The following is a 13688-nucleotide window of genomic DNA, read 5'->3' as shown; positions in this document are numbered from 1 at the left end:
TAACTATTTAATACATAACCCCTATTTAGCCAAGAATTAAACGCTAGTTTTGGTGGGTATTTTTATAATGTTTTTAATAAAAAAGAAGGTGCCCTTATAACTAGCTACTATCCAGATTTTTTTGAATTTACCATAACATAGCGAAGCTATGTCTACTCATCATCTTACTAAACATAATTGATAGGTTTTATAATATGAGCTATAAAGACATAATTAATAATGTAGGAGAACGTATAACCGTCACCTTGACTGCTGCTAGTGGCATAAGTGCAACAGCAATAATAGATAACAGGTCGGCAAAGACGGTATTTTATGGTTCCCGAGAAGATGATCAATTAAAGAAATTAGTTCTTCGTTATTCACAAGGGCTCGGAGAAGAAACTGAAATTAGTTACGGAGTAAACGCTATTGGACAAGGAATTGATAGAGTATTTAACACTAACACAAAATTGTATTTAGATCAGTTCGGTGAATCTCCATTTAGAATTAAAATAATTGGACGTAATTAAATACTGATTAATCCTTTCAAGAAAGCATTAATCATATATTGGAGTGGTGAAGTTATGTTTATTAGAAAATAATTCACTACTCCTTTGCAATAAGGTATCCACACTGAGAGTTTTGTACGTCAGAGTCAATCTAAGTATTTTAATTTGTTAATTGTAAAACAATATGTCATTTATGTATGATATATTCATTGAATCCTATTTTTCCTAATTACTACCGTTCATGCGGTAACCGACACAAAAACAGTTCTTCAAACTCCTTTCGTGAATAGTGCTCAATAATCCGTTCTTCATCCAAAAAATTGTCATTATCAAACAACGTGACCGTATCGAAAAATACTGATTCACCTTTGATACGATTCAGGGTAAAAAACTTCTTATAAGCCTCCTCACCGTTATCCCCTGAACCTCTGGAGGAATAAAACGTTCTATGCCATTTCTTATGCATTGATAGACTCAACGCTAATTGCACCAACCGAATGGGGTTATCCGACCAAGCTCACTCTGACACATAGACATCTCCACATAGGGCAGCAACATGGCTGTTTTCATGCGTAAAGCGGATTTCAGCGCCATTACTGAGCGTCAATAACCGGATTTCTTCGGCATTTTCGATTAAATCTGCTTGCTGTTGTGGGAAATACTGAGCAACGTAGTGAACAAAAATCGGCAATAATTCCTTATTTGACATAAAAAACTTATTCTGACCCGTCCGGCAGGCATCACTTAACGCTTCCAGCACGAAATAATAATCAGCGTCCGCTTGTCTGCATTTATGCAAAAAGCGGTTTCGGTGATGCTGATTGGCTTTCCAGCGCTTCTGCCAGACAAATAAATCTAAAACAAATTTACGGTTAATGTCGTAAATGATGTCGGTATCTAACTTTAAGGTGATGTTATTCATTTTATTTCTCTTTTCAGAATAAGAATGCCTGCCGCTAAGTCACGTTTAATGATTTGTCGCAACACCTTATCCCGACGGGATTTGATTGTTTTAAAAGCACGCTGATGAGGGTTATTTCGGGTGTTTTTCCACCATTTTCTATGGCGGGCAAAGTACGTATCTAAATCACTTTTCAATAATTCACTGGCTGTGGTGAGTTTTTTCATTGTTGCCTCATCTGCATTAAAATTCGTTTCCCAATCCATGCCATCACCGGCACGGCCATTGAATTGCCTATTGCCCGATAGCGGTGACCATCGGGGTAGTCAGCCGCTGTTTTACCGTTCCACGGAATTCGGGTGTGATTATCAGGAAAGCCCTGTAACCGCTCGCACTCTACGGGCGTTAATCTCCGCACTGCGTTATGAATTGTTATCAGGTCAGTGGCGCTTTTATCGTCCCGTGATCTTAGTGTTGATGAGATGTCATCTGTCCGGTATTCGCCGAACGACAGCAGGCGATAGGTGGATACCAGCCCACTCCCGCGCTGGGAAAATATTTCCTGATTACTCATTCCGATCCCACCCGTGTTATGACTCTGGTTTAAGGTCGGGTGCGGATTGAGTTCTGAGTCCCAGTGACTACCGATAACAGCGTGGGGGGTAACTGTTTTCCCCGCCGTTGTGCGCGGTTCAGGATGCCGGCGCACGCTGTCCGGCTCAAAAAGTACCGTTGCGGGACAGAAGTTTGTTCTAGCGCTTGCGACAACAAATACACTGCGGCGTTGTTGGGCCACTCCGAAATATTGAGCGTCGAGTAATTCACCTAAATGTGAATGGAAAAAGGTATCACTCATCCATGCCACGCCAAAGACAGAAAAAATCGCAACCATGCCCGCTTTGAATACTGCATCGTTGGCGATTTCATTGGTTTTAACTTTGCATACTATTAACATGGTTGCCCCTGCGATTAACATCATCATTTGGATCACCAGATTCATGGAGAGAGGTTTTAACGTACCTTTTACCTCAAAGGCAGGGCGTAAATCTGTAAAGGTGCTGAATAAGACTACGATTGCAATTGCAGCAAAGAAAATCCAAGTCGGCCAATAAGCTTGTTTAGGAAAGGCTCGATCCAATAACGTTTCTGAACCACCATAAAATAAACTCACGTTGCTTTGGATCTTTGAGTTTTTCTTGGAACTCTTTGTCTTTATCAAGATCCTTCCCACGTCGTAAACTCCATAATGCAGCAAGTATTATCCCGGTTAGCGATGCTGGTATTGAAACGGCCAAAATCTCCAATATGCTGTAAGCTTGGTCAATACCATGACTGGCAGCAATAATTGACGCCAAAGAAACAACGGCAACAGAAACGGGAGAGGCTGTGATTGCCATTTGGGAAGCAACAGAGGCAACTGCCATTGGACGCTCGGGGCGTATACCTTTTTTCAAGGCGATATCACCAATGATTGGAAACATGGTATAAACCACATGGCCTGTACCACAAAGAAAAGTTAGAGTCCAAGTTGTCAATGGTGCCAAAATGGTAATGTGTTGTGGATGACGACGCAGAAGATGCTCTGCAAATTGCATCATGACATTGAGTCCCCCCGCTGTTTGCAAAACAGAGGCACAACCGATCACGGCAAGAATGGTGAGCATCACCTCAACGGGAGGCTTGCCGGGTTCCAAGCCAAAAACAAATGTCAGTATAAAAAGTCCAATGCCACTGATCAGTCCTAATCCCATTCCCGCATAACGCGTACCGATTAATAAGCATATGATTATTATGGATAATTACAGTGTTATCATATCTGTCCTTAATAAATGATTAAAAAATAAATAAAAACTGATAACACAGGATTCGAATCTGCGTAACTTAGCTATTTTTTATAAATTTTGTTTTATAGTTTCATAACAACACTAATAATGCATATTAATATTATTAAAATATGAATATAAAAATAGGATTGAGATCTTGTTTTTATTAGATGATTTTAAAAGGTTTTTTCTATTCAATAAATAAAATCCCGATTGTTAATGAAATATTTCTACTGTGACTGGAATTGTGAAAAGTAATTCACAAAAATTAACTTTAAATTTTTTATATATATTTCTATTTGGAACTAAAACTCAATAATTTATTGATATCTTTATATTATCAATAATATTAAGATTTTTTGTAATTATTTATTTACACTTTAACCATAAAATTTACATTTTTGGATTGAATTCTTTACGATGCATGGTATGTTATTTGCCAGACACTTAAAAAAACCTTAAACAGACAAAACAAGGCAGGTAGAGAAATGATCATGCAAAAAGATGCGCTTAATAATGTTCATATTCTTGATGAACAGGTTCTTATCACTCCAGAAGAACTGAAACAGAAATATCCACTAAGTCGCAACGATCTGCATGCCATCACAAATGCACGTAATACTATTGCTGATATCATTCAGCATCGTGATCCTCGTTTATTGGTGGTATGTGGCCCATGTTCAATTCATGATGTGGATGCTGCCCTCGACTATGCCCGCCGTTTGAAAACTCTTTCTGCTGAATTGAGTGACTGTCTGTATATTGTTATGCGTGTCTATTTTGAAAAACCTCGTACAACGGTTGGTTGGAAAGGTTTAATCAGTGATCCCTATATGGATGGTTCATTTGATATGGATGCCGGATTGCATATTGCTCGCCGTTTGTTATTGAACTTGGTAGAAATGGGATTGCCTTTGGCGAATGAAGCGCTTGATCCCAATAACCCTCAGTATTTGGGGGACTTATTTAGTTGGTCAGCGATTGGAGCGAGAACGACCGAATCTCAAACTCATCGGGAAATGGCATCGGGTTTGTCTGTATCGGTCGGGTTTAAAAATGGCACTGATGGTAATTTGAATACCGCAATTAATGCTATGAAAGCAGCTGCAATGCCCCACCGTTTTATGGGCATAAATCAGTCAGGGCAAGTGTGTTTGCTGCAAACTCAAGGCAACCCGAATGGACACGTGATCCTGCGTGGTGGTGCGGCACCGAATTACAGTGCTGCACATGTTGCTGACTGCGAACGTCAAATGATTAAAGCAGGGCTAACACCATCATTGATGATTGATTGCAGTCACGGTAATTCCAACAAAGATTTTCGTCGTCAGAGCGTCGTAGTGGATTCTGTTGCTGAACAGATTATGGCTGGAAATCAATCCATAATTGGTATTATGTTAGAAAGCCATATTAACGAAGGCAATCAATCCTCCGAACAGCCTAGTGCTGAGATGAAATATGGTGTTTCAGTAACTGATGCCTGTATTAATTGGCAGACTACAGAGCAGGTATTAAGAAAATTACATCAGCAAATTGCTCCACATTTGGCAAATAGCAACATGATGATGGAAAAAGCAGGGTAATCAATATGGCAGCAGAATTGTCGCAATTGAGAGAACAAATTGATGAGGTAGATAAAACCTTATTGGCTTTGCTGGCGCAGCGCATGAATTTAGTGGCACAAGTTGGAGAAGTTAAGAGCCATCTTGGCTTACCGATTTATGCACCTGACAGGGAGGCAGCAATGCTGGCTTCCCGCCGTCAGGAAGCGGAAAATATGGGGATTCCGCCTGATCTAATTGAAGATATCTTGCGCCGTATTATGCGTGAGTCCTATGTCAGTGAAAACAATAAAGGCTTTAAAAAACTCTGTACTCACTTGGGGCCAGTAGTCATCGTAGGTGGTTCAGGAAAAATGGGGAAGTTGTTCAGCCGATTATTGACCCTGTCTGGTTATGAGGTCAGAGTGTTTGAGGCTGGCGATTGGGATAAAGCCGAACATCTATTGGCAGATGCAGGAATGGTTATCGTCAGTGTTCCCATTCATTTGACTGAAAAGATTATCCGTCGTTTACCTCCTTTGCCAGAACAATGCATTCTGGTTGATCTGGCTTCCATCAAACAAAGACCTTTAAATGCAATGCTTGATGTGCATCAAGGGCCTGTTTTAGGACTGCATCCTATGTTTGGGCCAGATGTAGGTAGCTTTGCCAAACAGGTGGTTGTGTATTGTGATGGGCGTCATCCTGCAGCATATCAATGGTTTTTGGAACAAATATCGGTATGGGGAGCGCGTTTGCATCAAATTAGCGCAGAGAAGCATGATAAAAATATGAGTTTCATTCAGGCGCTGCGCCATTTCACGACTTTCTCTTACGGGCGACATCTTGCAAAAGAAGATATCAACTTACAGCAATTGCTCTCACTGTCTTCACCAATCTACCAATTGGAGCTGGCGATGGTGGGACGATTATTCGCACAAGATCCCCAGCTATATGCGGATATCATTATGTCGAGTCCTGAGAATATTGAGCTGATCCGTCGCTATCACCAAAGTTTTGGGCAGGCTCTAGAGATATTGGAAAATCGAGATAAATCGGCTTTCATTGAGAGCTTTAACCAAGTAAGTGAGTGGTTTGGAGATGAAGCTATCCGATTTATGAAAGAAAGTCGGGCGCTTTTGCAACAGGCCAGTGATAGTCGGATATAGTACTTTGGTACGTTTATAAAGTGTTGAAACCGGATGAAAACATCCGGTTTTTTACTTTAAATTGGGTCGATAGGAATCACATTTTCTGATGGATAACTTCCCAATACTTTCAAAAAGCGAGTAATTTCTGATAGCTCTTTAAGCGCTTGTTGCATTTTCATGGATCGCAGATTGGCTTGTACATCAATATAAAACATCTCTTCCCACGGTTTTCCGTTTATTGGGCGAGACTCCAACTTACCCATGACAATATCGTGTTTCTTCAGAATAATGAGAGTATCAACCAGAGCACCAGCTTGCTGTCCTGTTGACATGATAAAAGTGGTTTTGGCGGGAACTTGATCTGATACCTCAATAGGTTTGCGTGCAACAACAATAAAGCGAGTACTATTATCTTGCTGATTCGCCAAATTGTTTTCTAAAACCTGTAATCCATAGAGAGCCCCTCCTGCCTCACTGCCTAGAGCAGCCACTTCTGGTGAGTTGAGTTCAGCTACTTTTTGCATGGCAGCGGCTGTACTTTCACAGTAGATAATATTCCAGTGGGGGTATTTATTGAGATATTGATTGCATTGTTGGAAAGGTTGAGAGTGGCTATAAACGGTTTTTATCCTTGAAATATCAGTTTGCTCGGCAATCAATAAACAGTGATTGATTGGCAGGGTTATCTCCCCGACAAGGGATAAAGGCGTATGTTGCAATAAATCATAAACTTCATTGATTGCCCCAGAGCTGGTATTTTCCAGTGGCAGGATGCCATAATCAGCCTGACCAATTTCAACCAATGAAAAAATATCCGGGAATTTGTGGCAACTGCACTCAACCAATTGGTTAAAGTGGCGAGCGGCAAATTGGCGAGCTGCAAGATGAGAGTAGGAACCTTTTGGCCCTAGAAAAGTAATGCGGGCAGAATCGTAAGGAGTCTGATTCAGATGTTGCTGTAACAAAGCCTGTTGAGTAAGAACCGAATCCTCAATGATCATCTGAAATAACCGCGTAATGTAGAATCCATCTAATCCACGGGATTTCCCTTTATCAATTAATGTATTTAGTAGTTCCCGTTCACGATTTTTATCTCGGATAGGGCGGTGATCGAGAAGTTTTGTTTGGGCTATATTTTCGGCTAATTGCCGACGTTTAGCGAGCAAGTCCAGTAAGTCTGCATCAATATTACTAATTTCTTCTCGTAAATTAACTAAATCTCGTTCCATAGCATGTTCCTGACATTCTTATTATGAGTATAGTTTGTGTATTATGGGTATAGTTTATTTATGGCCTGTAAAACAAAAAACCTCCCATCAGTAGGGAGGTTTTTTGTTCGTCTTCTTAATTTCTCTTTAAAACGAAACAACCTCCTTATGAGAAGGTGAAAAAGAAAAAAATAAGAAAGACAGATTGATAGTCATTTGGTTTGTTAGCGCATTACTTTATGGTTTCAATAATGTACTTTAATTAACCTATTTGGTGTGGAGTGTCAACAGAAGGCTTTTATTCCCTTCATTTTTCAAACAGCTGCTTTGCTGGATATTGGGTACATAAACAAAGCGTAAAACGCGCTCAATGAGCGCGTTAGAACAAGAATTATGGTTATACTTCTAAGTCAAGGTTGGACTCTTTAACACTGTTATCAGCACGGCGAGCTTCTGCCTTATGTTGTACTTTATTGAGCTGACGCTCTAATTTTGTCAGTAACTCGTTGATGGCCGAATACATATCTTCATGTTTGGCACTGGCAACCAATGTGCCATTCGGTGTGCCAATGGTGGCATCAACCAAGAATCCTTGCGGTTCTTTTGAGAGTACGATATGTGGATTAATTAGATTGACTTGCCATTTGCTCAACTTATTTAGACGGTCTTCCACATGGCTACGAATTGCGGGGGTAATTTCCATTTGCTTGCTGGTAATGTTTACTAACATATAGTTACCTCTTTAATGTCACTCCGTCTTTGATGAATCCAGCATACCGCTCTTTTGCGTAAAAAGAATGATCTAAATCACTTTTGTCGTGTGATTTCGGAAGCAAGAGACAGAATTGTGATAGTCAAGGAAGATATGGAGAATATTTGTTGCGAAGTAGGGCATTATGCGTCATTATCGGTCAGTTATGGTATTATAAATCGTGTTATAATTACAAAATTTGAATTGTTTTTAGCATGAAAATATTAAAAGCATAGCTTAAATATACTCAAATTTTCGGCTAAAACAGAACAAAAAGGCAAAAGCCGAGTCTCACAAAAATCAAATTCCATAAAAAAACAACAGCCGTTTAGCTGCTGTTTTTTAGCATCTGTTTAAAACTTATGGGGGTTATTAAGTCTTATGCAGGATTGGCCGCAATAAGTTGTGCGACTTTATTTGCTTCGGCCGTTAGTCCTAATTCTTTATAAGCTGATTCCATATAAGGGAGAGCTTCCAGAGTCGAGTTAGCATTAGGATAATCGCGTAACATTTGTTCTACGCGATTGGCAACTGCCACATAAGCGCTGCGTTTAGTGTAATATTTCACAACTGCAAGTTCATATTTGGCCAAGCGTTCTTTAAGGAATATTAAACGCTTGGTGGCATCGACTGAATACTGACTGCCTGGATAGTAACGCACGAGCTGATTAAAATCACGGAATGCAGCACGGGCATGTTCTGGGTCACGATCTGAACGGTCAATACCGAAAAAGTCTTGTAAGGTACTATCATCTAGAGCTTGTGACACCAAACCACGCATATACAGTACATAGTCGATATTAGGGTGGGTTGGGTTCAGGCGCATGAAACGGTCAATGGATGCGAGAGCCAGTGGGAATTCCGCTGATTTGTAGTAAGCATAGATCAAATCAAGCTGAACCTGTTGGGAGTATGGTCCAAAAGGATAACGGTTATCAAGAGATTCCAATTGCTTGATAGCCGCTTTATAGTTACCTTCTTGCAGCTTTTCCTGCCCGATTGAATAAATCTGAGATGGCGGGATATCAGGAACAGCATCCTTATTGTTGGAGCATCCAGATAAAACCAGGCTCAATGTGGTCGCTGCCACCAGATATTTCATGCGAATCATCACGTGTTGATTATCCTCTGAGTGTTTTCTGGGAGACTGTCCGTGAAGCTCCCGGCAAAATATAGAGTTACAATAGCACACTATTTTAAATGAAACGGCCTCGCCGTCAAAACTCAACGTAAAATATAGAAGTTATATATGGCACAACAAATCCGACTTAATGCAATAGTCGCTGAATCTCAGCTTGGTCAACGTTTAGATCAAGCGTTGGCTGAATTGTTCTCTGATTATTCCAGATCACGTATAAAAGAGTGGATCTTGGACAATAAAGTTCAAGTTAACGGTAAATTAATTAATAAACCAAAAGAAAAAGTACTGGGCGGCGAAGAAATTTCCATTGATGCCATCATTGAAGAAGATGCGCGTTGGGAACCACAGGATATCGAACTGAATGTTGTCTATGAAGACGACGATATTCTGGTAATCAATAAACCACGAAATTTGGTTGTCCATCCAGGGGCAGGTAACCCTGATGGCACAGTATTGAATGCCTTGTTATACCGCTTTCCTGAGATTGCAGATGTGCCTCGTGCGGGTATTGTTCATCGCCTTGATAAAGATACAACAGGGTTGATGGTTATCGCAAAAACCGTCCCAGCACAGACCCGTCTGGTGGAATCTTTGCAACTGCGCGAAATAACCCGTGAATATGAAGCTATTGCCTTGGGATGTATGACAGCAGGCGGTACGGTAGAAGAGCCTATTTCCCGTCATCCAACCAAACGGACACACATGGCCGTGCATCCTATGGGAAAACCTGCTGTTACCCATTATCGCATCATGGAACATTTTCGGGCACATACCCGTTTGCGTTTGCGTCTGGAAACGGGTAGGACACACCAAATCCGTGTGCATATGGCACATGTCAAACATCCTTTGGTTGGTGATCCTCTGTACGGTGGACGCCCTCGTCCTTTAAAAGGAGCCTCAGATGAATTTAGAGAAGTGATGCGCAACTTTGATCGTCAGGCATTGCATGCCACCATGTTACGGCTTTACCATCCGATCACTGGGATTGAGATGGAATGGCATGCACCATTACCGGATGATATGGTTAAACTGGTTGAAGTAATGAAAGCGGATGCTGAAACTTTCAAAGATGAGATGGATTGGTAGGTAAATGACATCACTGATTTTTCCTGATTGGCCACAGCCTGATAATGTTGGCTCTTGCAGCACAACCCGTATGGGGGGCGTAAGTTTACCTCCTTATGACAGTTTAAATCTGGGTAATCATGTTGGGGATACTCCAGTATGTGTAGAGCGGAATAGAAAACTGTTGGTTGAATATGCCCGGTTGCCACAACAGCCAACTTGGTTAGAACAAGTACACGGAACTCGTGTTATCGTTCTTGATGGTCAGTCACAGGAAAATAATCAGGCTGATGCCGTTTACACGAATGTTTCTGGGCAGGTTTGTGCTGTTATGACAGCAGATTGCCTGCCAGTTTTGTTTTGCAGTATTGCCGGAAATGAAGTTGCAGCAGCTCATGCGGGATGGCGTGGTTTATGCGCAGGAGTATTGGAAAATACTGTGTCTCAATTTAACGCTGAACCTGAAATGATCCGCGTGTGGTTGGGGTCAGCTATTGGCCCTGAAAAATTTGAGGTGGGTAGTGAAGTCAGGGAGGCCTTTGTCGAGACTAACTCTGATCTGGAACAAGCCTTCACACCTTATGGCGATAAATTTCTGGCAAACATTTATTTACTGGCTAAATTAAAGTTGCAGTCTGTGGGGATAACAGACATTTTTGGCGGAACCGCGTGCACTGTCACGGAGGAAAGTGATTTTTTCTCCTATCGTCGTGATGGTAACACTGGACGAATGGCAACTTTAATCTGGTTGCGATAACCTACTTCACAGGACGATCTTTGGCGTATAGCGGTAAGTTTCCAATTAACTTTTCAGAAGGCCTTGAATATTTAAGGAATGACCTTATCTAGTTTCCAGTAGCAAATTCTGACCAGTATTGGAGGTGTTATGCGTCTGGATCGTCTTACCAATAAATTCCAGCTTGCTCTCGCTGATGCCCAATCCCTCGCATTAGGGCGTGATAATCAATTCATCGAACCTATCCACTTGATGAGCTCATTGCTCAATCAAGAAGGTGGTTCTGTTCGTCCTTTATTAATATCGGCTGGGGTGGATACGGGTAGTTTCAATAATCAACTTAATCAGGCCTTGGAGCGATTGCCGAAAGTAGAAGGCAATGGTGGGGATGTACAGGTATCCAATGAGCTGGGACGTTATTTAAACCTGTGTGACAAACTTGCGCAAAAAGCAGGTGATAACTTTATCTCCTCTGAACTCTTTGTTCTGGCAGCGATAGAAGAACGTGGAACATTAAATGACATATTGAAAGCTGTCGGAGCAACCAAAGATAAAATCACTAAGGCAATAGAACAGATGCGTGGTGGTGAAAAAGTGAATGATCAAGGCGCAGAAGATCAGCGTCAAGCGTTAAAGAAATATACAATTGATCTGACTGAACGTGCTGAACAAGGCAAATTGGATCCTGTCATTGGGCGTGATGAAGAGATTCGTCGTACAATTCAGGTATTGCAGCGTCGAACTAAAAATAATCCTGTTCTCATTGGCGAACCGGGAGTTGGGAAAACCGCCATTGTTGAAGGCTTGGCACAGCGTATTATTAATGGTGAAGTTCCTGAGGGCCTGAAAAACAAATGCGTTCTGTCTCTTGATATGGGAGCGCTTCTGGCTGGTGCGAAATATCGTGGCGAATTTGAAGAGCGTTTGAAAGGTGTTTTGAACGATCTTGCCAAACAGGAAGGCTCAGTCATTCTGTTTATTGATGAATTGCATACCATGGTAGGAGCAGGTAAAGCCGAAGGCGCAATGGATGCTGGTAATATGCTGAAACCCGCTCTGGCGCGTGGTGAACTGCACTGTGTTGGGGCGACAACACTGGACGAATATCGTCAGTACATTGAAAAAGATGCGGCCTTGGAGCGTCGTTTCCAGAAAGTTTACGTCGCAGAGCCTACTGTTGAAGATACCATTGCTATTTTGCGTGGACTCAAAGAGCGATATGAGCTTCATCATCATGTACAGATTACCGATCCGGCAATCGTTGCAGCCGCGACATTATCTCATCGCTATATTTCTGATCGTATGCTGCCTGACAAGGCAATTGACCTGATTGATGAGGCTGGAGCAAGCCTGCGTATGCAGATGGATTCTAAACCAGAAGCATTAGATCGTCTGGAACGCCGTGTTATTCAATTAAAGCTTGAACAGCAAGCACTGAAAAAAGAGTCTGATGATGCCAGTAAAAAACGTTTAGAAATGCTGAACGACGAATTGGCAGAAAAAGAGCGTGAATACTCTGAACTGGAAGAAGAGTGGAAAGCAGAGAAAGCAGAACTTACTGGCACTCAGAATATCAAGGCCGAGTTAGAGAATGCACGCCTTGAATTAGAAAAAGCTCGCCGTAATGGTGACCTAGCCAAAATGTCTGAAATTCAGTACGGAAAAATTCCAGAATTGGAAAAACGTCTGGCAACGGCAACAACAGCAGAAAATCATCATATGAAACTGCTGCGTAACAACGTTACGGATGCTGAAATCGCTGAAATTCTTGCTCGCTGGACAGGAATTCCTGTATCCAGAATGCTGGAAAGTGAAAAAGATAAATTGCTGCGCATGGAGCAAGAATTGCATAAACGTGTTATCGGGCAGAACGAAGCTGTCAATGCCGTATCGAATGCGATTCGCCGTAGCAGAGCGGGATTATCTGATCCCAACCGCCCGATTGGTTCTTTCATGTTCTTGGGGCCAACTGGGGTAGGTAAAACAGAATTGTGTAAGGTGTTGGCTAATTTCTTGTTCGACAGTGATGATGCCATGGTGCGCATCGATATGTCGGAATTTATGGAAAAACACGCCGTTTCAAGGTTGGTGGGCGCTCCTCCTGGATACGTTGGATACGAGGAAGGAGGATATCTGACAGAGGCGGTGCGTCGTCGTCCCTATTCTGTCATCTTGCTGGATGAAGTAGAAAAGGCACATCCAGATGTTTTCAATATTTTGTTGCAGGTATTGGACGACGGTCGTTTGACTGATGGGCAGGGGAGAACGGTTGATTTTCGCAATACGGTTGTGATTATGACCTCAAACTTAGGCTCAGATATGATTCAGGAACGTTTTGGTATACTGGATTATACGGGAATGAAAGATATGGTGATGGAAGTGGTTGGTCATCATTTCAGACCTGAGTTTGTTAATCGTGTTGATGAAGTTGTTGTGTTCCATCCATTAGGAAAAGAACATTTGACATCTATTGCGAACATTCAATTGCAGCGTTTATATCGGCGTCTGGAAGAACGTGGTTATCCGGTTACGATGACACCTCCAGCGTTGGAGAAACTGAGCGAAGCTGGTTTTGATCCTGTATATGGTGCTCGCCCATTGAAACGGGCTATCCAGCAAGAGATTGAAAATCCTCTAGCTCAACAAATTCTTTCTGGCAAATTGATTCCGGGTAAATTGGTGACTTTGGATCTGGAAAATAATCGCATTGTTGCAAGGCAATAACATTGGTTGTTTGAAGAGTTTGTAATATAAAAAGAAGAAAGAGGTGATTTTTCCACCTCTTTTTTCTTTTTATAGTCTAATAAAACATCGCTCCAGGCTGTTTTGGGGGATAATTGAGCGGTTGATGGTTTTTTTTAAAAAAAACTATTGCCAGTCTCA

Annotated in this window: 12 protein-coding genes, 2 pseudogenes and 1 other annotated feature; of the genes and pseudogenes, 6 read left to right on the top strand and 8 right to left on the bottom strand. The window is 41.6% G+C overall.

The features are described 5' to 3' along the window. The first annotated feature begins 194 nt into the window (after positions 1–194). Positions 195–509: a hypothetical protein gene (locus tag H8A87_RS09675; RefSeq protein WP_198689763.1), complete on the top strand. Its 315-nt coding sequence runs from the start codon at positions 195–197 to the stop codon at positions 507–509. A 211-nt stretch (positions 510–720) separates the two neighbouring features. Here H8A87_RS09675 and H8A87_RS19845 read toward each other — a convergent pair whose 3' ends face one another. The 5 genes and pseudogenes from H8A87_RS19845 to H8A87_RS09655 form a co-directional block, all read right to left on the bottom strand. Continuing rightward, positions 721–954, bottom strand: coding sequence for a hypothetical protein (locus H8A87_RS19845; protein ID WP_232370167.1), 234 nt, complete (start codon positions 952–954; stop codon positions 721–723). Between the two features lie 51 nt (positions 955–1005). Next, positions 1006–1410, bottom strand: a complete 405-nt coding sequence (locus H8A87_RS19840) for a hypothetical protein (protein ID WP_232370166.1) — start codon at positions 1408–1410, stop codon at positions 1006–1008. Next, entirely contained in the window at positions 1407–1655 is a 249-nt protein-coding gene (locus H8A87_RS09665) for a DUF7301 family protein (RefSeq protein WP_232370165.1), read from the bottom strand. The genes H8A87_RS19840 and H8A87_RS09665 overlap by 4 nt, the downstream gene beginning before the upstream one ends. Continuing rightward, positions 1634–2209, bottom strand: a pseudogene (locus H8A87_RS09660) (DNA cytosine methyltransferase); the annotation flags it as partial. The gene H8A87_RS09665 and the pseudogene H8A87_RS09660, both read right to left, overlap by 22 nt. Beyond that, a pseudogene (locus H8A87_RS09655) lies at positions 2207–3182 on the bottom strand (anaerobic C4-dicarboxylate transporter); the annotation flags it as partial. The pseudogenes H8A87_RS09660 and H8A87_RS09655, both read right to left, overlap by 3 nt. Positions 3183–3700: 518 nt before the next feature. Here H8A87_RS09655 and H8A87_RS09650 point away from each other — a divergent pair. Further along, a complete protein-coding gene (locus H8A87_RS09650) occupies positions 3701–4795 on the top strand; it encodes a 3-deoxy-7-phosphoheptulonate synthase (RefSeq protein ID WP_269749537.1) in 1095 nt (364 codons plus the stop codon). Positions 4796–4800: 5 nt separating this feature from the next. After that, positions 4801–5922 (top strand): bifunctional chorismate mutase/prephenate dehydrogenase, encoded by a 1122-nt coding sequence (gene tyrA / locus H8A87_RS09645; RefSeq protein WP_198689762.1) that lies wholly within the window; start codon positions 4801–4803, stop codon positions 5920–5922. A gap of 56 nt (positions 5923–5978) precedes the next feature. Here the strand turns inward: tyrA and pheA are convergent, their stop codons facing one another. The 3 genes from pheA to bamD form a co-directional block, all read right to left on the bottom strand. Further along, on the bottom strand, positions 5979–7133 hold the full coding sequence (gene pheA, locus H8A87_RS09640) for a bifunctional chorismate mutase/prephenate dehydratase (protein ID WP_198689761.1): 1155 nt from the start codon (positions 7131–7133) through the stop codon (positions 5979–5981). Between the two features lie 71 nt (positions 7134–7204). Next, positions 7205–7329 (bottom strand) — a sequence feature (Phe leader region). Positions 7330–7509: 180 nt separating this feature from the next. Beyond that, entirely contained in the window at positions 7510–7842 is a 333-nt protein-coding gene (gene raiA / locus H8A87_RS09635; RefSeq protein ID WP_198689760.1) for a ribosome-associated translation inhibitor RaiA, read from the bottom strand. Between the two features lie 400 nt (positions 7843–8242). Continuing rightward, a complete protein-coding gene (gene bamD, locus H8A87_RS09630; RefSeq protein ID WP_198689764.1) occupies positions 8243–8965 on the bottom strand; it encodes an outer membrane protein assembly factor BamD in 723 nt (240 codons plus the stop codon). A gap of 147 nt (positions 8966–9112) precedes the next feature. Between bamD and rluD the strand changes: the two genes are divergently transcribed. From rluD to clpB, 3 genes are all read left to right on the top strand, one after another. Continuing rightward, complete coding sequence (gene rluD / locus H8A87_RS09625) at positions 9113–10090, top strand: 23S rRNA pseudouridine(1911/1915/1917) synthase RluD (RefSeq protein WP_198689759.1); 978 nt, start codon at positions 9113–9115, stop codon at positions 10088–10090. A gap of 4 nt (positions 10091–10094) precedes the next feature. Then, a complete protein-coding gene (yfiH, locus tag H8A87_RS09620; protein ID WP_198689758.1) occupies positions 10095–10826 on the top strand; it encodes a purine nucleoside phosphorylase YfiH in 732 nt (243 codons plus the stop codon). A 129-nt stretch (positions 10827–10955) separates the two neighbouring features. Further along, positions 10956–13529 (top strand): ATP-dependent chaperone ClpB, encoded by a 2574-nt coding sequence (clpB, locus tag H8A87_RS09615; protein ID WP_198689757.1) that lies wholly within the window; start codon positions 10956–10958, stop codon positions 13527–13529. The last annotated feature ends 159 nt before the right edge of the window (positions 13530–13688 follow it).

The organism is Xenorhabdus lircayensis, from assembly GCF_016306625.1.
GTDB classification, from domain to species: domain Bacteria; phylum Pseudomonadota; class Gammaproteobacteria; order Enterobacterales; family Enterobacteriaceae; genus Xenorhabdus; species Xenorhabdus lircayensis.
Note: the sequence above shows the minus strand (reverse complement) of the source record. Positions and strands in the feature narration are given on the sequence as shown.

What these genes read in the sequence shown, in the direction of transcription:
- bamD (WP_198689764.1), bottom strand. Translation starts at nt 8,965, where the DNA reads ATGAAATATCTGGTGGCAGCGACCACATTGAGCCTGGTTTTATCTGGA.
- pheA (WP_198689761.1), bottom strand. Translation starts at nt 7,133, where the DNA reads ATGGAACGAGATTTAGTTAATTTACGAGAAGAAATTAGTAATATTGAT.
- H8A87_RS19840 (WP_232370166.1), bottom strand. Translation starts at nt 1,410, where the DNA reads ATGAATAACATCACCTTAAAGTTAGATACCGACATCATTTACGACATT.
- yfiH (WP_198689758.1), top strand. Translation starts at nt 10,095, where the DNA reads ATGACATCACTGATTTTTCCTGATTGGCCACAGCCTGATAATGTTGGC.
- rluD (WP_198689759.1), top strand. Translation starts at nt 9,113, where the DNA reads ATGGCACAACAAATCCGACTTAATGCAATAGTCGCTGAATCTCAGCTT.
- tyrA (WP_198689762.1), top strand. Translation starts at nt 4,801, where the DNA reads ATGGCAGCAGAATTGTCGCAATTGAGAGAACAAATTGATGAGGTAGAT.
- clpB (WP_198689757.1), top strand. Translation starts at nt 10,956, where the DNA reads ATGCGTCTGGATCGTCTTACCAATAAATTCCAGCTTGCTCTCGCTGAT.
- H8A87_RS09665 (WP_232370165.1), bottom strand. Translation starts at nt 1,655, where the DNA reads ATGGATTGGGAAACGAATTTTAATGCAGATGAGGCAACAATGAAAAAA.
- H8A87_RS19845 (WP_232370167.1), bottom strand. Translation starts at nt 954, where the DNA reads ATGCATAAGAAATGGCATAGAACGTTTTATTCCTCCAGAGGTTCAGGG.
- H8A87_RS09650 (WP_269749537.1), top strand. Translation starts at nt 3,701, where the DNA reads ATGATCATGCAAAAAGATGCGCTTAATAATGTTCATATTCTTGATGAA.
- H8A87_RS09675 (WP_198689763.1), top strand. Translation starts at nt 195, where the DNA reads ATGAGCTATAAAGACATAATTAATAATGTAGGAGAACGTATAACCGTC.
- raiA (WP_198689760.1), bottom strand. Translation starts at nt 7,842, where the DNA reads ATGTTAGTAAACATTACCAGCAAGCAAATGGAAATTACCCCCGCAATT.